General features: G+C 69.9%; 23 protein-coding genes and 1 pseudogene. 9 read left to right on the plus strand and 15 right to left on the minus strand.

The genetic code is table 11. The features are described from left to right. Positions 1–15 precede the first annotated feature (15 nt). The 4 genes from K2X73_RS01755 to K2X73_RS01770 all read left to right on the plus strand — a co-directional run bounded on the left by K2X73_RS01755 (position 16) and on the right by K2X73_RS01770 (position 5215). Complete coding sequence (locus K2X73_RS01755; protein ID WP_294108014.1) at positions 16–2130, plus strand: phage tail protein; 2115 nt, start codon at positions 16–18, stop codon at positions 2128–2130. 11 nt (positions 2131–2141) lie between these two features. Continuing rightward, positions 2142–2612, plus strand: coding sequence for a DUF2793 domain-containing protein (locus tag K2X73_RS01760; RefSeq protein ID WP_365980184.1), 471 nt, complete (start codon positions 2142–2144; stop codon positions 2610–2612). 121 nt (positions 2613–2733) lie between these two features. Next, positions 2734–3876, plus strand: coding sequence for an OmpA family protein (locus tag K2X73_RS01765; protein ID WP_294108018.1), 1143 nt, complete (start codon positions 2734–2736; stop codon positions 3874–3876). Positions 3877–3970: 94 nt separating this feature from the next. Further along, positions 3971–5215, plus strand: coding sequence for a cation:proton antiporter (locus K2X73_RS01770; protein ID WP_365980185.1), 1245 nt, complete (start codon positions 3971–3973; stop codon positions 5213–5215). Here K2X73_RS01770 and K2X73_RS01775 read toward each other — a convergent pair. From K2X73_RS01775 to K2X73_RS01795, 5 genes are all read right to left on the minus strand, one after another. Continuing rightward, positions 5208–6104, minus strand: coding sequence for an alpha/beta hydrolase (locus tag K2X73_RS01775; protein ID WP_294108020.1), 897 nt, complete (start codon positions 6102–6104; stop codon positions 5208–5210). The two genes, K2X73_RS01770 and K2X73_RS01775, sit on opposite strands and share 8 nt — an antisense overlap. A 31-nt stretch (positions 6105–6135) precedes the next feature. Further along, on the minus strand, positions 6136–7389 hold the full coding sequence (locus K2X73_RS01780) for an MFS transporter (protein WP_294108022.1): 1254 nt from the start codon (positions 7387–7389) through the stop codon (positions 6136–6138). 72 nt (positions 7390–7461) lie between these two features. After that, on the minus strand, positions 7462–8358 hold the full coding sequence (locus K2X73_RS01785) for a pirin family protein (protein ID WP_294108024.1): 897 nt from the start codon (positions 8356–8358) through the stop codon (positions 7462–7464). Continuing rightward, on the minus strand, positions 8355–8795 hold the full coding sequence (locus K2X73_RS01790; RefSeq protein WP_294108026.1) for an NUDIX domain-containing protein: 441 nt from the start codon (positions 8793–8795) through the stop codon (positions 8355–8357). The genes K2X73_RS01785 and K2X73_RS01790 overlap by 4 nt, the downstream gene beginning before the upstream one ends. After that, positions 8795–9082, minus strand: a complete 288-nt coding sequence (locus tag K2X73_RS01795) for a BolA family protein (RefSeq protein ID WP_294108028.1) — start codon at positions 9080–9082, stop codon at positions 8795–8797. The genes K2X73_RS01790 and K2X73_RS01795 overlap by 1 nt, the downstream gene beginning before the upstream one ends. A 114-nt stretch (positions 9083–9196) precedes the next feature. On the opposite strand from K2X73_RS01795, the gene K2X73_RS01800 reads away from it, so the two are divergent. Both K2X73_RS01800 and K2X73_RS01805 read left to right on the plus strand, forming a co-directional pair. Further along, positions 9197–9727, plus strand: coding sequence for a J domain-containing protein (locus K2X73_RS01800; protein WP_294108030.1), 531 nt, complete (start codon positions 9197–9199; stop codon positions 9725–9727). Continuing rightward, positions 9727–10215: a retropepsin-like aspartic protease gene (locus K2X73_RS01805; protein WP_294108034.1), complete on the plus strand. Its 489-nt coding sequence runs from the start codon at positions 9727–9729 to the stop codon at positions 10213–10215. The genes K2X73_RS01800 and K2X73_RS01805 overlap by 1 nt, the downstream gene beginning before the upstream one ends. 34 nt (positions 10216–10249) lie before the next feature. Here K2X73_RS01805 and K2X73_RS01810 read toward each other — a convergent pair whose 3' ends face one another. From K2X73_RS01810 to K2X73_RS01840, 8 genes and pseudogenes are all read right to left on the minus strand, one after another. Next, positions 10250–10621, minus strand: coding sequence for a VOC family protein (locus K2X73_RS01810; protein WP_294108036.1), 372 nt, complete (start codon positions 10619–10621; stop codon positions 10250–10252). Positions 10622–10707: 86 nt separating this feature from the next. Continuing rightward, a complete protein-coding gene (locus K2X73_RS01815) occupies positions 10708–11397 on the minus strand; it encodes a YafY family protein (RefSeq protein ID WP_294108038.1) in 690 nt (229 codons plus the stop codon). A gap of 11 nt (positions 11398–11408) precedes the next feature. After that, positions 11409–11663, minus strand: a complete 255-nt coding sequence (locus tag K2X73_RS15485; RefSeq protein WP_365980208.1) for a VOC family protein — start codon at positions 11661–11663, stop codon at positions 11409–11411. Between the two features lie 103 nt (positions 11664–11766). Beyond that, positions 11767–11892 (minus strand): annotated as a pseudogene (locus tag K2X73_RS15490) (VOC family protein); the annotation flags it as partial. After that, positions 11889–12662 carry a VOC family protein gene (locus K2X73_RS01825; protein ID WP_294108040.1) on the minus strand — a complete coding sequence of 258 codons (774 nt, stop codon included), beginning with the start codon at positions 12660–12662 and terminating at the stop codon, positions 11889–11891. The pseudogene K2X73_RS15490 and the gene K2X73_RS01825, both read right to left, overlap by 4 nt. 1 nt (position 12663) lies before the next feature. Then, positions 12664–13017: a DUF1428 domain-containing protein gene (locus K2X73_RS01830; protein ID WP_294108041.1), complete on the minus strand. Its 354-nt coding sequence runs from the start codon at positions 13015–13017 to the stop codon at positions 12664–12666. 22 nt (positions 13018–13039) lie between these two features. Continuing rightward, positions 13040–13462 (minus strand): VOC family protein, encoded by a 423-nt coding sequence (locus K2X73_RS01835; RefSeq protein WP_294108043.1) that lies wholly within the window; start codon positions 13460–13462, stop codon positions 13040–13042. 70 nt (positions 13463–13532) lie between these two features. Continuing rightward, positions 13533–13919, minus strand: coding sequence for a hypothetical protein (locus K2X73_RS01840; RefSeq protein WP_294108045.1), 387 nt, complete (start codon positions 13917–13919; stop codon positions 13533–13535). Between the two features lie 54 nt (positions 13920–13973). On the opposite strand from K2X73_RS01840, the gene K2X73_RS01845 reads away from it, so the two are divergent. From K2X73_RS01845 to K2X73_RS01855, 3 genes are read left to right on the plus strand one after another with little or no spacing between them, the layout of a single operon-like run. Continuing rightward, positions 13974–14474 (plus strand): retropepsin-like aspartic protease, encoded by a 501-nt coding sequence (locus tag K2X73_RS01845; RefSeq protein ID WP_294108046.1) that lies wholly within the window; start codon positions 13974–13976, stop codon positions 14472–14474. A gap of 56 nt (positions 14475–14530) precedes the next feature. Beyond that, on the plus strand, positions 14531–15535 hold the full coding sequence (gene cobS / locus K2X73_RS01850; protein ID WP_294108047.1) for a cobaltochelatase subunit CobS: 1005 nt from the start codon (positions 14531–14533) through the stop codon (positions 15533–15535). Positions 15536–15557: 22 nt separating this feature from the next. Next, positions 15558–16214, plus strand: coding sequence for a cyclase family protein (locus K2X73_RS01855; protein WP_294108049.1), 657 nt, complete (start codon positions 15558–15560; stop codon positions 16212–16214). Here the strand turns inward: K2X73_RS01855 and K2X73_RS01860 are convergent. Then, complete coding sequence (locus tag K2X73_RS01860) at positions 16209–17585, minus strand: glycosyltransferase family 39 protein (protein ID WP_294108051.1); 1377 nt, start codon at positions 17583–17585, stop codon at positions 16209–16211. The two genes, K2X73_RS01855 and K2X73_RS01860, sit on opposite strands and share 6 nt — an antisense overlap. An 18-nt stretch (positions 17586–17603) precedes the next feature. Then, complete coding sequence (locus tag K2X73_RS01865) at positions 17604–18383, minus strand: 16S rRNA (uracil(1498)-N(3))-methyltransferase (protein ID WP_294108053.1); 780 nt, start codon at positions 18381–18383, stop codon at positions 17604–17606. Between the last annotated feature and the right edge of the window lie 28 nt (positions 18384–18411).

Below are 18411 nucleotides of genomic sequence, written 5' to 3' on the forward strand. Positions count from 1 at the left end.
CGAGCGAGGCGTTTCATGGCTACCTTAGTGCTCACCGTCGTCGGCGGGGTGATCGGCGGACCGATCGGCGCCTCGATCGGCGCGCTCGCCGGGCAGGCGATCGACCAGAATCTGCTGTTCAAGCCCAAGGGCCGGCAGGGGCCACGCCTCACCGAGCTGGCGGTGCAGACCTCGTCCTATGGCACGCCGCTGCCCAAGCTGTTCGGCACGCTGCGCGTGGCGGGCACGGTGATCTGGTCGACCGACCTGATCGAAAGCCGCAGCACCCGGGGCGCCAAGGGCCAGCCCGACGTGACGACCTATAGCTACGCGGTATCGTTCGCGGTGGCGCTGTCGTCGCGGCCGATCCGGGGTGTCGGGCGGATCTGGGCCGATGGCAAGCTGCTGCGCGGCGCGGCGGGCGACTTCAAGACACCGACCGGGTTCCGCCTGCACCTGGGCGGCGAAGATCAGCCGCCCGATCCGCTGATCGCCTCGGCCGAAGGCGCGACCCCCGCCTATCGCGGCCTGGCCTATGCGGTGTTCGAACAGTTCCAGCTCGCCGATTATGGCAATCGCATCCCCTCGCTCACTTTCGAAGTGATCGCCGACGAAGCCGCGATCACCGCCGGCGCGATCGCCACGGCGCTGAGCGATGGCGCGATCACCGGGGATGCCGCGCTCCGCCTCACCGGCTTCTCGGCCTATGGCGACAGTCTGCGCGGGGTGGTCGAGGTGCTGGCCGAGGCGAGCGGCGCCTGGGTCGCGCCCGCCGGGGGCCGGCTCGCGTTGCGCGACATGCCGGTCGCGACCCGCGCGCTCGCCGACGCCGGCTTCGCCGCGCGCGGCCAAGGCCGCCGCCGCGCGCACGCGATCACCGCGATCGAGCGCATCCCGAAAAGCTTGTCGGTCGCGCATTATGATCCGGCGCGCGACTATCAGGCCGGGCGGCAAAGCGCGCTGCGCCCGGGCGCGGGCGGGCGTGAGGAGACGCTGACGCTCGCCGCCGCGCTGGATGCCGGCGTCGCCCGCGCGGTGGCCGAGGCGGCGCTCGCCCGCGCCGAAGCCGGGCGCGAGCGGCGGCAAGTGGCGCTGAGCCTCGCCGACCTCGCGGTACGCCCGGGCGAAGTGGTGACGATCGCGGGCGCGCCCGGGCTGTGGCGCGTGAGCGGCTGGTCGCTCGAGGCGATGGTGCTGAGCCTCGACCTCGTCCGCCTCGCCGCCCCTGGCCCGGCGCCGGCGGCGAGTTCCGGCCGCGTCCTCGCAAGCCCCGACGCGGTGATCGGCACGACGCTGCTCGTCGCCGCCGAACTCCCCCCGCTCGACGATACGCCGCCGAGCGCGCCGCGCCTGATCGTCGCCGCCGCCGGCACCGCGCCCGGCTGGCGGCGGGCAAGCTTGTTGCTCAGCACCGATGGCGCGCGCTTCGATCCCGTCGGCGTCACCGCGCCGCCGGCGGTGATCGGCACGGTGCTCACTCCGCCCCGCCCGGCCGGCGGCGCTTTGCTCGACACCGCCGGCGTGATCGAGGTGCGGCTGGCGCATGACGCGATGCAGCTCGGCGACGCCGACGCGGCCGCGCTCGATGCCGGCGCGAACCTGGCGCTCGCGGGCGACGAGCTGGTGCAGTTCGGCCGCGCCGAGCCACTGGGCGGCAATCGCTGGCGCCTGACACAGCTGCTGCGCGGCCGGCGTGGGACCGAGGCGGCGGCGGGGGTGCAAGCCATTGGCGACCGCTTCGTGCTGCTCGCGAGCGATAGCCTCGCCAGCCTGACGGTGCCGCTCGCGAGCCTCGGCGGCCAAGCCGTACTGCTCGGCGCCGGCCAGGGGGACAGCGCGCCGGTGCGCTTGCCCGTCGCCCTCACCGGCGCGAGCCTGCTGCCTCCGGCGCCGGTGCAGCTGCGCCTGGATCATGATGGCGTGCTGCGCTGGACACGGCGCAGTCGGCTCGGCTGGCGCTGGCTCGATGGCACCGATGCCCCGCTCGGCGAGGAGAGCGAGGGCTATCAGGTCACGCTGCCGAGCGGCGCCATCATAACCACCGCCGCTCCGTCGCTCGCGCTGCCGGGCGATGCGGGGCGCGGCTGGATCGAGGTGCGCCAGCAAGGCGCCGCGGGGCTCTCGCCGCCGGCGCGGTTGCGGCGTGATTGAAGGAGAGGATGATGCTCGATCAGACCACGCCATGCCTCGCGCTGCCCCTGCTCCAGCCGGGCCAGGCGCAGAAGGAACTCTATCACAACGAAGCGCTCGCCCTGCTCGATCTGATCGTGCCCGGTACGGTGCGCGCGATCGCCGCCGTGCCGCCCGCGACCCCGCAACCCGGCGATGCCTGGATCGTCGGTGATGGCGCGAGCGGCGCCTGGGCGGGGCAGGAGCGCAACCTAGCCGGCTGGACGGGCGGCGGCTGGCGCTTCATCGCGCCGCGCGAGGGGCTGGCGCTGTGGCTGAGCGAACCCGGCCTGCCCGCGCGCTATCGCGCCGGAGCGTGGCGGAGCGGGGCGGGCGCCGCGCTTGGGGCGGCGCGCCCGACCATCGCGGCGCCGAGCGGCGGCGCCACGATCGACGTTGAAGCGCGTGCGACGCTCGCCGCGGTGATCGCCGCGCTCACCGCACTAGGTATAATCGCGACTTGACGGATTCATGTCCCTGTGGCCTTCATGCCACACTTCTCCCCATTTGCGCGCTTGCGCCGAAACCAACCATTGGCTAGTGAGTTTGGGCTGTCCGTAGTGACACTCAAGAAAGGGGACAATGATGCGGAAGCTTGCCGTTATTATGGCGCTCGCCTCCACCGCCATTGCCACGCCGGCGCTCGCGCGCGACAAGGCTTGGTATGTCGGTGTCGAAGGCGGCGGGACGATCGTCGAAAATATCCGTTATGACATTGGCGCGCAGCGCCAGGCCGCCAACACGTCGCATGAATATGGTTTCGACGTTTCGGGCAACATTGGCTATGATTTCGGTGTTTTCCGTCTGGAAGCCGAAGTTGGTTATCGCCGTGCGCATGTGCGCGACTACACCTCGCAAGTTGCAACGCCGGCTTTTGCGGCCAACGGCACGCTGGGCAATGCGCCTGCCGGCAGCTATCGTGGCGTCGGCGGCAACACCTCGGCGCTCAGCTTCATGGCCAATGCGCTGTTCGACTTCGGCGACGAAGACGGGCTGCAGGGCTTTGTCGGCGGTGGCGTCGGCGTCGCTCGCGTCAAGGCCGGCCAGTACGCGCTGAACCAGAATGGCAGCTTCCTTGACGATTCGGACACGCGCTTCGCCTATCAGGGCCTCGCCGGTATCCGCGCGCCGGTCACCAAGAACATCGACGTTTCGCTGAAGTATCGCTTCTTCACGGCGCCGAACACGCGCTTCGTCGACGTGCGCGGCAACCGGTTCGAGGGAACGTTCCGTTCGCACTCGCTGATGGGCGGCATCACCTATAACTTCGGCGCGCCGACTCCGCCGCCGCCGCCGCCGCCTCCCCCGCCGCCGCCGCCTCCCCCGCCGCCGCCTCCCCCGCCGCCGCCGCCGCCGCCCGCTGCGGTGCCGTGCTCGCCGGGTCCGTTCATCGTGTTCTTCGAGTGGGATAAGTCGGACATCACGCCGGAAGCGGCGTCGATCCTCGACAACGCCGTTTCGCAGTACCAGAATTGCGGCAGCGCGCAGGTGATGCTCGCCGGCTTCACCGACCGTTCGGGCACGCCGAAGTACAATCTCGGCCTGTCGCAGCGCCGTTCGGACGCGGTCAAGGCGTACATGACCTCGCACGGCATCGCTGAGGGCGTCGTCACCACCCAGGCGTTCGGCGAAGACCCGACCCGCCTGCGCGTGCAGACCGCCGATGGCGTGCGCGAAGTGCAGAACCGTCGCGTGGAAATCACTTACGGCCCCGGTTCGGGCCAGTAAGTCTTCCGCTCGGGACAAGATTGGGGAGGCAGGGCGACCTGCCTCCCTTTTCTTTTGCCTTGCGCGGCTTAACACGAGTAACGCAGGAGCGCGGATGATGACCCCCACCCCGCTTCCCGTCGCCGAACTCAGCGTCAGGTTCTTTCTCGATCTCGCGCTCATCCTGCTCGCGGCGCGGCTCTGCGGCTACGCCGGGCGCCGCTGGCTCGGCCAGCCGCCGGTGGTGGGCGAGATGATCGCCGGGGTCTTGCTGGGGCCGTCGCTCCTCGGTCTCGCCGCCCCCGCGCTCACCGGCTTTTTGTTTCCGGTCGAAATCAAACGGCTGCTCTATGTCCTCGCCCAGCTTGGCGTGGGGCTTTACATGTTCATCGTCGGGCTCGGCTTCGACGCCCGCGAATTTCGGGCGCACCGCGGCAGCGCGCTCGCGGTATCGCTCTCGGGGATGGCGGCGCCGTTCGGCCTCGCCCTACTGCTCGCGCCCTGGCTGCTCAGCCTGCCCGGCCTGTTCGCGCCCAATTTCACGCTTGCCCAGGCGGTGCTCTTCACCGGTGCGTGCATCTCGATCACCGCCTTCCCTATGCTCGCCCGGATCATTCAGGAGCGCGGCCTCGCCGGATCGCCGCTCGGCGCGCTGGCGCTCGCGGCGGGAGCGATGGACGACGCGGCCGCCTGGGCGGTGCTCGCGATCGTGCTGGCGAGTTTCGGCGACGGGCCGCTCGTCGCGGTGAAGGCGATCGGTGGCGGGCTCGCCTTCGCTGTGCTGATGCTCGGCCCCGGCCGGCGGCTGGTCGGGGGTATCGCGAGGCTATCCACCGATGCGGGCCTTGCCACCGCGCTGATCCTGTTCCTCCTTGCCGCCTTCCTGATGGATTGGGTCGGGATGCATGCGGTGTTCGGGGGCTTTCTGCTTGGCACCGCGATGCCGCGCGGCGCCTTCGCCGGTCAGCTCCGCGCCCGGCTGTTGCCGCTTACCGTGGTGCTGCTGCTGCCGATCTTCTTCACCTATTCAGGGCTCAACACCCAGCTCGCGCTTGTCGCAGATCCCGCGCTCGCGCTGGTGACGCTGACGATCCTCGCCGCCTCGATCGCCGCGAAGTTCGGCGCCTGCTGGCTCGCCGCGCGGCTTACCGGCCAGGATCAGCCGACCGCGCTCGGCATCGGCGCGCTGATGAACGCGCGCGGGCTGATGGAGCTGATCATCATCAATATCGGCCTGCAGCGCGGGCTGATCGGGCCGCCGCTGTTCGCAATGCTGGTGGTGATGGCGATCGTCACCACGCTGATGGCGGCGCCGCTGTTCGAGCTGGTCCAGCGCCGCCCGGCGCCGGCGGTCAGCTAGCCGCCAGCCAATCGCGGATCGCGCGGTTCACCGCGTCGGGCGCTTCCCACGGCACGAAATGCCCCGCCTCCGGCACGCGCACGACGGTCAGGCGCGGGACCAGCGCGTCGAGCCCCTCCAGCTGGCAGGGCAGCAGCGCGGTGTCGCCCATCCCCCAGATCACCAGCGTCGGCGGGATGACCGGCGGGAAAGGCGCGTCGACAAAAGCGGGACGCGGCGGGTTCTCGTCCATCGCCGGCACCTGGATCGCGCTCGCGCGGTACCAGTTGAACATCGCCGTCAGCGCGCCCGGCTGCGACCATTGATCAACGTAGAACGGCCGCTCGGCCGCGAGCTTGTCGGCATCGGCGTGGCCGACAAAGGTCTTGTCGAAGAACGCCTCCACCCCGATCCCGGCGATCATCGTCTCGATCGCCGGATCACGGAAAGCGCGGATATACTGGCTCGCGCGGCGCTGATCGAGCCCATCGAACATGCTGCGCTGGAAGACGAGCGGGTGCGGCGCGTTGAGGATGATCAGCCGCTCGACCGCCTGCGGATTCTGGAGCGCCGCCATCCAGGCGATCGCGCCGCCCCAATCATGGCCGATCAGGGTGAAGCGCTCCTTGCCGAAATGCCGGGCGAGCGCGAGCATGTCGCCGACGGGCTTGTCGGGGGTGTAATTCTCGACCCGCTCGGGCTTGTCAGACCGCGCGAAGCCGCGCTGATCGGGCGCGATGACGAAATGATCGCGCGCGAATTCGGGGATCTGGTGCCGCCAGGTGCGGTGCGATTCGGGAAAGCCGTGGAGGAAGATCATCGCCGGCGCGGCCGGATCGCCCGCGGTCGCGACATCGAGCGAGACGCCGGTGGGCAGCGCGATGCGGGTGAGCGGAAAAGCCTCGGTCATGCAGCCAATCTCCTGAGCGCGGAGGCCGAGGCTAGCGGGTGGCGTCGGCGCGGGGAACCCCCGGCCAATCGAGCGGTTCGATCCGCCCTATCATGACGCTCCAGCAAAAGGCGCCACAGAGCGAGATCGTGGCCGCGACCAGGAACGCGGCGGTGAAATTGCCCGCGCGATCGACCAGCCACCCCGCGAGCAACGGCGCGACGATGCCGGCGGCGTTCCCCACCGCGTTCTGGAAGCCGATCCATTTGCCGGCGGCGGCGGGGCCGGCGAGCGTCTGGCCGGTCGCGTAGATGTTGCTCCCGGTCATCCCGCCGAACAGCTTGGCGACGAACAGGGCGATCAGCGCGACCCGCGCGTCGCCCAACGCGGCGCCCACCAGCGCGGCGGCACTGATCAGCGTTCCCCCGGTCATCATCGTCTTGCGCGCCAGATTGGCGCTGGCGCCGGCGGCGATCCAGCGATCGGGCAGATAGCCGAACAGCAGCGCGCTCCCCGCCTCGACCAGATAGAGCAGCCCGCCCATCGCGGCCATCCCGGCGATCGAATAGCCGTGCACCTTCACCAGATACACCGGCAGCCAGGCGAGCATGAAGTAGAAGCTGTAATTGACGCAGAAATGCCCGAGCGCCGCCGCGATCGCCGGCCGCCGCCGGGCGATGGCGAGCAGCGAGGGCGCCGGCGCCGACGCCGCGTGCGGGCGCGCGGTATCGCGCCTCAGCCGCAGCCAGGGCAGCAACCACAGCAGCGAGAGCGTGCCGAACAGCACGAAGCTTGGCCGCCAGCCATAATGCGCCATCACCAGCCCGCCGACATAGGTGCCGAAGGCGGGGCCGATCGACAGACCCAGCGCGGTCACCGAATTGGCCTGGCCATAGCGTTCGGGCGGCACATGATCGGTGATGAGCTTCGAGGCGCACGGGAACATCGCCGCCTCGCCCAGCCCCAGCAGCAGCCGCAGCACCAGCAGCGCCAAAAAGCCGCCGGCATAGCCCGTCGCGACCGTCGCCACCGCCCATAGCGCGATCCCGGCGGCGAGCACGCGGTAGGCGCAGAAACGCTGCGCCGCCCAGCCTGCCAGCAGCTGCGACGGTGCGTAAACCCAGAAGAACGCCGAGATCAGCAGCCCGAAAGCGGTGTTGCTCAGCCCGAGTTCGGTCTTGAGCAGCGGTCCGGCGGTCGCGAGATTGCCGCGATCGACATAATTGATGAACACCGCCGCGCCGAGCAGCAGCACGAGCCACCGCGCATGGTTGCTCACCCGCCGTGCCTGCACGATGCCCGCCATGCGCCCTCCCCCAAGGAACCGTCAGGCTAGGGCAGGCGATCACACCGTCAAGTCATTACTCCCACATAACGATCAGGGATGGCTGACGGTGCGCGGCACCTCGGGGATGGGGATATATTCCTTGTCGTCGCCCGGCACCTTGGCCCAGTCACCGGCCTTCCATGCCGCCTTCGCCGTCTCGATCCGATCGCGGCTGGAGCTGACGAAGTTCCACCAGACATAGCGCGGGGTGCGGAACGCCTCGCCGCCGCACAGCATCACCCGCCCGCCCGCGTCCGAGCGCAGCGTGCCCGTCACGCCGGGCTTCAGGATGTAAAGCGTCTGCGGCACCAGCGGCTGATCGTCGAGCCGGGCCTCGCCATAAGCGACATAGAGGGCGCGCTCATCGGCCTCGGCGTCGATCGGCACCGCGCCGCCGGGCGCCAGGTCGATATCGGCATAGATCGTCTCGGCATAAATGCTCGTCGGCGCGGTCGCCCCCCAGAGCGTGCCCATGATGATCCGCGCGCGCGCGCCGCTCGCCTCCACCACCGGCAGGCGGTCGCGGGTCACCTGCTCGAAGGCGGGATCGCGCTCCTCATCGGCCTCGGGCAGGGCGAGCCAGGTCTGGATGCCCGAGAGTTCGGGGCCGACCGCGCGCTCGCTCGCGGGCGAACGCTCGCTATGGGAGATGCCGTGCCCCGCCGTCATCAGGTTCACCGCGCCGGGCTCGATCACGACATGGCTGCCGATCGAATCGCGATGCTCGATCGCGCCGGCGAACAGATAAGTGACCGTCGCGAGGTTGATGTGCGGGTGCGGGCGCACGTCGATCCCCCCGCCCTGGGGGAAGTGCGCAGGCCCCATCTGATCGAAGAAGATGAACGGCCCCACCATCGTGCGGGGCCGCGACGGCAAGGTGCGATGGACCTTGAAACCGCCCAGATCATGGCTGGTCGGCTCGATCAGATGCAGGAAGGGATCGGTCATGCGCGGGCCTCCGTTTGTGCCAGGATCTCGGCCAGATCCTCGGGGAAATAGGGCTCGTCATGCGCGGCGAGTTCGGCGAGCGTGAACCAGCGCCAGCGCGTCATCACGCGCTGTTCGAGCGCGGTGTGGCGGGCGGTGTCGATCACGGTGTCGCCCACGCGTACCAGGAAATAGCGCTCGTCCGCGTCCACCGGCACGCCTTCGATCGTGGTGAAGCTCACCTGCCGCCGCGCGATCTCCGGCCCCGGATCGGTGTCGATCCCGGTTTCCTCCAGCAATTCGCGCCGCGCCGCCGCCGCATAGCTCTCGCCGGGATCGAGCGCGCCGCCGGGAGTGCACCAGAAGGGCGGGCGATCATCGGGCGTGAAGCGGAACAGCAGCACCCGCCCCGCGCCATCCACCAGCAGGATGCGCGCGGCGGGGCGCTTGGCGCGCATCACGCCTCGCCCGGCGCGAGCGCCCGGATCGCGAGCGCGTGGACCCGCTCCCCCGCCAGCCCGCGCAGCGCCTCGTTCACCAGCCGCTGCCGCGCCAGCCGGCCGAGCCCGACAAAGGCCGCGCTTTCGACCAGCACCGAAAAATGCGACTCCCCCGTGCCGTCGTCGCCCGCATGGCCGCGGTGCTTGGCGCTGTCGTTCACCACCTCCAGCCGGGACGGGGCGAGCGCGGCCGAGAGACGATCGGTGATTTCCTGGGCGATGGGGCCGGTGGCGATTGCGGTCATCGGCCCTATATACACGGCTTTGCGACCTCGGGGAGCGCGGTGGCGCGGACAAATGACAGAAAGGATCGGGCCACGCGCTTTCATGGCCGGATTGAAGGAACGGGGCAGAATTGCATGGCGCCGGGCTGCGACCAGCCGGGCGAATTCCGCGCGCCCCCCGAAGCCGGCACCCCGCCCGAGGGGCCGCCGCGCTATCGCTGGTTCTGCCTGGAGCATGTCCGCGAATTCAACGCGCGCTATAACTTCTTCGCCGGGATGAGCCCCGACGAGATCAGCGCCGCGCAGCGCCCCTATGCCGGGTGGGAGCGCGAGACGCGCGCCTTCGCCCATGTCGGTGCTGACCGGCCGCCGAGCTGGGGCGATTTCAGCGATCCGCTCGACGCGATCGCCGGGCGCTTTCGGGAACGCCGCGCGGCGAGCGCCGGGCGGCAGGACGGCAAGCCGCTGTCGGAGGCGGACCGCCGCGCGCTCCACGTGCTCGGGCTCGGCATCGACGCCGATCGCCGCGCGCTTCGCCAGCGCTATGCCGAGCTTGCCCGGCGCTATCATCCCGATCGCAACGGCGGCGACCGCAGCCACGAAGCGCGGCTGCAGGCGGTGATCGCCGCCTATCAGCAGCTCAAATCCGCGCCGGCCTTCGCCTGATGCCGATCCCCGTGATCGCCCAGGCACCCGCCGCGCCCGCGCTGCCGCCGCATCTGAAGGCGCTCGCCGCGCGCGGCTATCGCCGCATCCCGCTCACCCTGCTCAGCACCGGGCATCTGGAAGTGATGGGCGCGGTGGGCGGCAAGCCGGTGCGGGTGCTGCTCGATACCGGCGCCGCCAGCACCGTCGCCGATCGCGAATGGGCGACGAGCGCGGGCTTCACGCTGCGCCCGCTCGGCATCAAGGGTGCGGGCGCGGGCAGCGTGGCGCTGGATCTCGCGCTGGTGGAAGGCGCGGAACTGTCGATCGGCGGCATCCGCCTGTTCCGCATTCCCGTCCTCGCGATCGACCTGCGCGAAGTGCGCGCGGCGCTCAGGCAGCAAGGGGTGGAGCCGCCCGATCTGGTGCTGGGCGGCGATGTGCTGAAGGCGTGGAGCGCGGTGATCGACTATCCCACCGCCACGCTCTGGCTGGCGCCACAGCGGTAGCGGGCCGGCCGCATCGACCAGCCCGCGCCGCGCATCACGCCGGGTTGGGGGCGTACACCCGCAGCCGGTGCCCATCGGGATCGAGCGCGACGAAGGTGGTGCCGAAGCTCATCGCCGTCGGCGGCTGGGCGATACCGACCCCACGCGCGCTCCAATCGGCATGAAGCCCCTCGACCGTCGCCGCGTCCGGCACCGCGACCGCGATCTCGTGCGCCCCCGGGGCGCTGGCGCTCGCCGGCGCGACATGATCGCGCGCCCATAGCCCCCGCATCACGCCGTCGCGCAGCGGCAGGATCGAGATGTCGTCCTTCTGATCGACCACCGGCAGCCCGAGCAGCGCGGCGTAATGCGCCGCGCTCGCGCGGTGATCTTGCACATAGAGCAGGATGAAATTGAACTCGGCCATGGCGTTTCTCCCTCGCCCGGCGGCCCGCTGATCGAGCGCCGGCGAAAGGCGGGATACGCAATCATACTGTCAGTTTTTGTCAGCAGTCATTGCTCGGCCACGCCCTGCAGCTCGCGCCACTGTTTGAACAGCGCGGCCCGGCGGCGCGGGAAACGATCGGCCAGCGGCTCGAGCGCGGCGATGCGATCGCAGCGGAAGTGGCGATAGCCGTCGCGCAACTCGCACCAGGCGACGACCACGCGCACCCGATCGAAAAAGGCGAGCGCGACCGGCCAGATGGTGCGCTCGGTCGCCTTGCCCAGTTCGTCGGCATAGCCGATCCGCAGCTTGCGCTCGGCGCGGATCGCGGCACGGATCGCGGGCAGTTCGGCGTCGCCCGCCGCGATCGGCGCGCCGGGGCCGATCAGCAGCCCGGATGCCTCGATCCCCTGCTTCAAATCCTCGGGCAGCACCGCGCCCACCTTCGCCAGCACGTTGCGCGCCGCCTGGCCGAGCGCGCCATCGGCCCGCTCCGACACCCAGCGCGATCCCAGCACCAACGCCTCGATCTCTTCCTCCGAGAACATCAAGGGTGGCAGCAGGAAGCCGGGCCGCAGCACGAAGCCGATGCCAGCCTCGCCGTCGATCGGCGCGCCTTGCGCCTTCAGGCTTTCGATGTCGCGGTAGAGCGTACGGAGCGAAACGCCGAGTTCAAGCGCGAGCACTGCCCCCGCCACCGGCCGCCGATGGCGCCGCAGCAACTGGATCAGATCGAGCAGGCGTTGCGCGCGCGACACGGCGGTGCCCGCTACCCCGCCGCCGCCGCGTCCAGCGTCGCGATGTCGATCTTCACCATGTCCATCATCGCCGCCATCACCCGCGCGGCGACGCCGGGGTCGGGATCGGCGAGCAGCTCGGTCAGGCGGCGCGGGGTGATCTGCCAGCTGAGGCCGAACTTGTCCTTCAGCCAACCGCAGGCGACCGGCGTGCCACCGTCCGCGGTAAGCGCCTCCCACAGCCGGTCGGTCTCGGCCTGATCCTCGGTGCCCACCTGCAGCGACACCGCGTCGGTGAAACTTGTGTACGGCCCGCCGTTCAGCGCCAGGAAGGAAGGCCTGGCCGAACAGCGTGAATTCCACCGTCAGCACATCCCCCGCGCGGCCCGCCGGGTAATCGATCGGCGCGTGGGCGATGCGACCGAGCTGGAACGCATCGCCAAACACCTGCCCGTAGCAGCGCGCCGCCTCTTCCGCGCGCTTATCGAACCACAGGCAGGTGGTGAGCCCGCTCATCCGCCCTGCACCGCGCCGAACACCGCGCCTTGCGGATCGCGCGCGACGATCACCTGGCCACCCTCGGGCGTGGGCGCCGGCCCCATGATCACCTGCCCGCCGCCCGCGCGCACCGCCTCGGCGGCGGCGGCGATGTCGGCGACCTGGGTGTAGAAGCACCAGGCGGTCGGCACCGCGTCTTGCTGCATCACCCCGCCCAGCCGCGTCGCGCCATGATGGATGAACACATAATCGCCCATCGGCCCCATGCTCAGCCGCTCGTCGAAGCTCCAGCCGAGCAGGCCGCTATAGAATTGGATCGCTCCCGCCTGGTCGCTGGTCGACAGCTCGTTCCAGGCGACATGCCCCGCCTCGCCCGGCGCGAAGACGGGGCTGGGCGGCGCGCCTTCATTGGGGGCGGGGCGCATCAGGTAGAAGGGCGCGCCCTGCGGATCGGCGGCGAAGGCGAAGCGACCGATCCCCGGCATGTCATGCGCGGGCATCAGCGTCCGCCCGCCCGCCGCTTCCAGCGCCGTCAGCGCCGCATCGACATCATCGACGCAAACATAGCCCACCCACCCCGCGCGCGCGCCGCCGGCGATCATCTCGGGCGTCAAGGTCAGCACCCCGCCGACATTGCCGAGCGTCGCGGTGATCATCCGATAGTCGATCGCCCCCGAAGGTTCGGCCTCGATCGTCCAGTCGAACACCCGCTCGTAGAACGCCTTGGCGGCGTGCGGATCGGGCGCCATCAGCTCGTACCAGATGAAGCTGCCGGCGGAATCGGTCATCTCAGGCCTCCAGCGTCACGACGGGGGTGAAGCCGCCGAAGATCATCCGCTTGCCGTCGAACGGCATTGGAATCCCCATCAGCTCGGTGTTTTCGCTGAACTTGGCATAGGCCGCGTCGCGCGTCGCCTTGTCGGGCCATTCGATCCACGAAAAGGCCACCGCCTCGCCCGGCTGGGCATCGACCGCGCGGAACAGGTCGGTCTGCTTGCCGGTCGGCACATCTTCCTGCCAGCATTCGACCACGCGCAGCGCGCCAAGCTCCAGGAAATAGGCATCGACCTTCTCGGCATGCTCGATAAAGGCCGCGCGCTGATCTTGCGCGACCGGGATCACGAAACCGTCGATATAGCTCATGGCGCTGCTCCTCGCGCGTGGTTCAACCCTTCAGCGGTGCCCCGATCGACCAACGAAAGCCGAACGGGTCGACCAGCTGGCCATAGCGATCCCCCCAGAACATATCGGCGGGCGGCATGGTTGCCTGGGCGCCCGCCGCCACGGCGCGCGCGTACCACGCATCGACATCGTCGACCTGCAAATGCAGCGTCTGCCCGCGCGGAGGGCCGCCGTCGCGCTCCTCGGGCGCGACATATTCGGGAAATTCGTCGTGCAGCATCAGCGATGCGCCGTTGATGTGGAGATGCGCGTGCATCAGCCGCGTGCCGCCATCCTCCACCATCCGCCGCTGTTCGGTGGCGCCGAACGCCTTGGTGTAGAAATCGATCGCCTCCGCGGCGCGATTATCGCCGATCTGGAGGTGGGGCGTCAGCCCGCCGGTCGGTCCTTGGGGTGCCTCGGTCATCGCGTCCTCCCTCGCCCGGGTTGTTGCCCGAGTCGGACACGATCATAGCACCGCGCGGCGGCGACGCGGGCTAATCCTCGTTAGGACGAGCGCCGAAAATCGATTCGGCCTCTTGCTGCAACCGCGCCTTCGCCGCCTCCAGCGCCTCGATCGCGCTCGACAGCCGCTCGAGATCGCCCGCGCGCAGCCGCAGCCCTTCCCCGATGAACAGCGCGGCGGCCTCCGAGCGGCTCTTGGCGACGCCCGCCGCGACCCATCGATCGAGCTGCGCCGCCGTCGCCTGATCGACCCGCGCCATCACCACCTGGTCGCGGCTGTGCTCGCGCAGCGCCTGCCGCGCCTGTTCGAGCCCCGCCTGCACTACCACGACCCGAGTCCCGCCCTCCCCGGCGAGCAGCGCGGGATCGACGCCCAATTTCTCCAGTGCCTCGGTGACATGCTGGGGTAAATCACCCATTGCCAATCTTTCGTATCGAAATTACATATTACACGACTCACATGGAGGTGTAATATGATCGTTGATGCGCTCCCCCCGCCTGCGCTGCAAGCCCCGGCGCCAACCCAGGCCGAATCGCCCGCCGCGCCACAGACCACGGGCTTCCGCCCGATCGCGCTGCGACCCTCGGCGGCGGGGCATTTCCACGCGAGCGGCACGCTGAATGGCCAGCCGGTTGAAATCATCATCGATACCGGCGCTTCGGCAACCGTGGTCGATCGCACCTGGGCGGATGCGCAGAAACTGCCGCTCGTGCCGCTCAGCCAGACCGCCGGCGGCGTCGGTGGGGCGGCGCTCACCGCGGCACGCGTCGACAATGCGCAGCTCAGCGTGGGGGGCGTCGCGCTGCCCGGAGCGGCGGTGGTCGCGATCGACCTTGGCTCGGTGATCGGCCAGTTGCGCGCGGCCGGCGTCACGCCGCCGCAAGTGGTGATCGGCACCAACGTGCTGAAGCGCTGGCGCGCGGTGATCGATTACGCCACCAACACTTTGTGGCTCGCGCCCACGCCTGCGTGAACGGTCTCGACTTTCGCGCGACGCCCGCGTTAGGGAGGCGCGCGAAAGGCCCGATGATGACCGACCTCCCCAACACCCAACCCGATAGCCGCTCGACGACGCTGCTCGCCGCCCCCGATCGCAAGCTCGGCGTGCGCGAGCTGTTCGGGATCGACAGCGACATGATGGTCCCCGCCTTCAGCGAGGCGGACGAGCGCGTGCCCGATCTCGATCCCGCTTATGTGTTCGATCCGGACACGACGCTCGCGATCCTGGCGGGCTTCGCGCACAACCGGCGGGTGATGGTGCAGGGCTATCATGGCACCGGCAAATCGACCCATATCGAGCAGGTGGCGGCGCGGCTGAACTGGCCGTGCATCCGCATCAACCTCGACGCGCATATCAGCCGGATCGATCTGATCGGGCGCGACGCGATCGTGCTGAAGGATGGGCAGCAGGTCACCGAATTCCGCGAGGGCCTGCTCCCCTGGGCGCTGCAGACGCCGACCGCCTTGGTGTTCGACGAATATGACGCCGGCCGCCCCGACGTGATGTTCGTGATCCAGCGCGTGCTGGAAACCGAGGGCAAGCTGACGCTGCTCGATCAGAACCGGGTGATCCGCCCCAACCCCTGGTTCCGCCTGTTCGCCACCGCCAACACGGTGGGCCTGGGCGACACCAGCGGGCTCTACCACGGCACCCAGCAGATCAATCAGGGCCAGATGGACCGCTGGAACGTGGTCGTGACGCTCAACTATCTGCCGGCGGCGACCGAAGCGCAGATCGTGCTCGCCAAATCGGGCGAATATGATCAGCCGCAGGGTAAACAGGTGGTCGAGAACATGGTCCGCGTGGCGGACCTGACGCGGCGCGGCTTCATCAACGGCGACATCTCGACCGTGATGAGCCCGCGCACGGTGATCAGCTGGGCGCAGAATGCGCTGATCTTCGGCAGCGTGGGCTTCGCCTTCCGCCTGTCGTTCCTGAACAAGTGCGACGAGGCCGAGCGCTCGCTGATCGCCGAATATTATCAGCGCGTGTTCGGCGAGGATCTGCCGGAGAGCGTGGCGGCGAAGGCCTGAGCCGGGGATTGGGGGTGGCGCGATGACCCGGCGGATTGTCGATCTCAGCCACCTGATCGAAGATGGCATGATCACCTATGCCGGGCTGCCGGGGCCGCATATCTGCGATTTCTGGACGCGCGAAGCATCGGCCGAGAATTACGACGACGGCGCCAGCTTCCAGATCGGACGCATCGACATGGTCGCCAATACCGGCACTTATGTCGATGCGCCCTTCCACCGCTTCGCCGATGGGGCCGACCTGGCTGATTTGTCGCTCGATCGTCTCGCCGATCTGCCGGGGCTGGTGATCCGGATGCCGTCGGGCGTGGCGGCGATCGGGCCGGCGGTGGTGGAAGGGCGCGACGTGGCGGGGCACGCGGTGCTGTTCCAAACCGGCTGGGACGCGCATTGGCGCACCGACCGCTATCCCATAGGCCACCCCTATCTCGAAGCCGAAACCGCGCGCCTGCTCGCCCAGCGCGGCGCGGCGCTGGTTGGTATAGATAGCTATAATATCGACAACACGGGCGCCCGCACCCGCCCGGTCCATACGATCCTGCTCGGCGCGGGCATCCCGATCTGCGAGCATCTGACCGGGCTTGAGCAACTGCCCGACCGGGATTTCCGCTTCTTCGCCGTGCCCCCCAAGATTCGTGGCATGGGCACGTTCCCGGTCCGCGCGCACGCGCTGCTATAGCGCACCGATGCTTCCCGCCGGGCGGCGCGCGGATGCCGCCGCGCCGACCGCCAGGATCATCACCAGCGGCGTCAGCAGATAGCGGTGGCGCTCGCCAAATTCGAACCAGAGCCCGGCCGCCGGAATCGCGATCAGCAGCGCGAGCGTCAGCCGCCGCAGCAGCCGCCCGCCGCGCCCGGCTCCCCGAAGCGCCGGGATAAGCAGCGTGAGATAGGTGATCTGCAACAGCGCCGTCAGCGGCGTGTGCAGCGCCGGGGCGATGGGCGGGCTGGTGTGGCGATAGCGCGCGAGCGTCGCTTCCTCATAGGCGAAGCCCACCGCGAGCGCGCGCCCGCTTTCGCGCAGGAAGCCGATCGGCTGTTCGGCGATCCGCGCGAGCGCCGCGCGTCCCATCGCCGCGGCCCGATCGGGCTCGCCGAGCGCGAACAGCGCCGGGTCGATCGGCAGCCCCAGCCGGCCGAGCGCGACATTGGTCATGAAGCCCGACGCGGTGGTGAACGGCACGAAGCGATCGAACACCAGCCAGTTGCGCAGCCACCAGGGACTCATCACCAGCGCGAGCGCGATGCCCGCGACCAGCCCCAGCCGCACGGTAGCCCGCCAGCCACGCTCGGCGATCAACACCAGCGCGAGCGCGAACGGCACCAGCGCGAGCGACGGCTGGGTGAGCGCGAGCAGCCCCCAGAGCGCGCCCCCCAGCGCCGCCAGCCGGTCGTCCGGCGCCGCCACCCACGCCACCGCCACGCGAAGCAGCGCGATGCCGAGCAGCAGCGTGAGCGCTTCCTTGTGCGGGATCGCCGCCGCCAGCGCGAAGCTGGGATAAGCGAAATAGAGCAGCCCGGCGGCGCGCCCCAACGGCCCGGTCAGACGCTCCCCCAACCCCGCGAGCAGCCGCGCGGCGAGCGCGTCGGTCAGCGTCGTCATCGCCAGCGTCGCCCAGGCGCTCGATCCGAACAGCGTCCACCAGCCGGCGAGCAGCAGCGGATAGAGCGGCGGAAAGAACGCCCGCAGATCGCGGCCATAGCGCCAATCGTCGGTGATCAGTCCGCGCCCGTCGCGCAGCGCCTGGGCGAGGTTGGAATAATTCATCGGGTCCGCGCCGAGCGCGACGCCGGTGACGAAATAGACCGACGCCACCCGCATCGCGAGCGCAGCGACAATGACGATCACCGCCGCTCGCCCCCGCGTCAACCCAAGGCGCCCGGGCGCGGCGATCAGCGACAGCAATGCGAGCCACAACGCCGTCCCGCCCACGGTCCAGAGCGGCGCGCGCGCGGCGGCAACAACCGCGACCGCGCTCGCCGCGACGGCGATGCCGCCCAGCAGCAGTGTGAGCAATTGTCCTTCGCGCGAAAAGGGCACCGCGACCATGCGCGGCTTCTGACTCGATTATTGGGAAAAATCAATAATCGGCACGGGGCTCTCCGCGCCCCAATCCCCAGCACTCGCCATCCACAACGCCGTCGCCGCCGCCGCCGCCGTATCGGCGCGCAAAATCCGCGGCCCCAGCCCGATCCCCACCGCCTGCGGCAGCGCCCGGATCGCGTCGCGCTCGTCGGGGGTGAAGCCCCCTTCCGGCCCGATCAGGATCGCCGCCGGCCCGGCGCGCGCGGCCATCGCCGCCGCCGCCGCCGCGCCGCCGGTCTCGTCGGCGAAGAACAGCGCACGCCCCTCCGGCCAATCGCGCAGCAGCGCGGCGAGCTTCACCGCCTCGGCGAGTTCCGGCACGGCGGTGCGACCGCACTGCTCGGCGGCCTCGACCATGTGCGCGTAAAGCCGCTCGCCGTTCAGCCGATCGACCACGGTACGCTGCGTCACCACCGGCACCAGCCGCGCGACGCCGAGTTCGCTCGCTTTCTCCGCCACCCAGTCGATCCGCCCCTTCTTCAGCGGCGCGACGCACAGCCAGAGATCGGGCACCGCCTCCACCGCGCGCAACCGCTCGCGCACGTCGAGCGTCAGCGCGCGCTTGCCGATGCTTTCGGCCACCGCGAGCCATTCGCCGCTCACCCCGTCGAACAGCTTCACCGGCGCGCCGGGCTTCAGCCGCATCACCTGCGCCAGATAATGCGCCTGCGCCCCCTCCAGCGTGTAGGCACCCGGGCCGAGCGGGGGCGTAACGAACAGCCGGGGCGTTGATTGCGGCGGCCAGGCGGGGGTTGCGGGCATCGCCCCAGCTTAGTGTTGTAAACCGGCC

It is taken from the genome of Sphingomonas sp. (assembly GCF_019746665.1).
In the GTDB taxonomy this organism is placed as follows: Bacteria; Pseudomonadota; Alphaproteobacteria; order Sphingomonadales; family Sphingomonadaceae; genus Sphingomonas.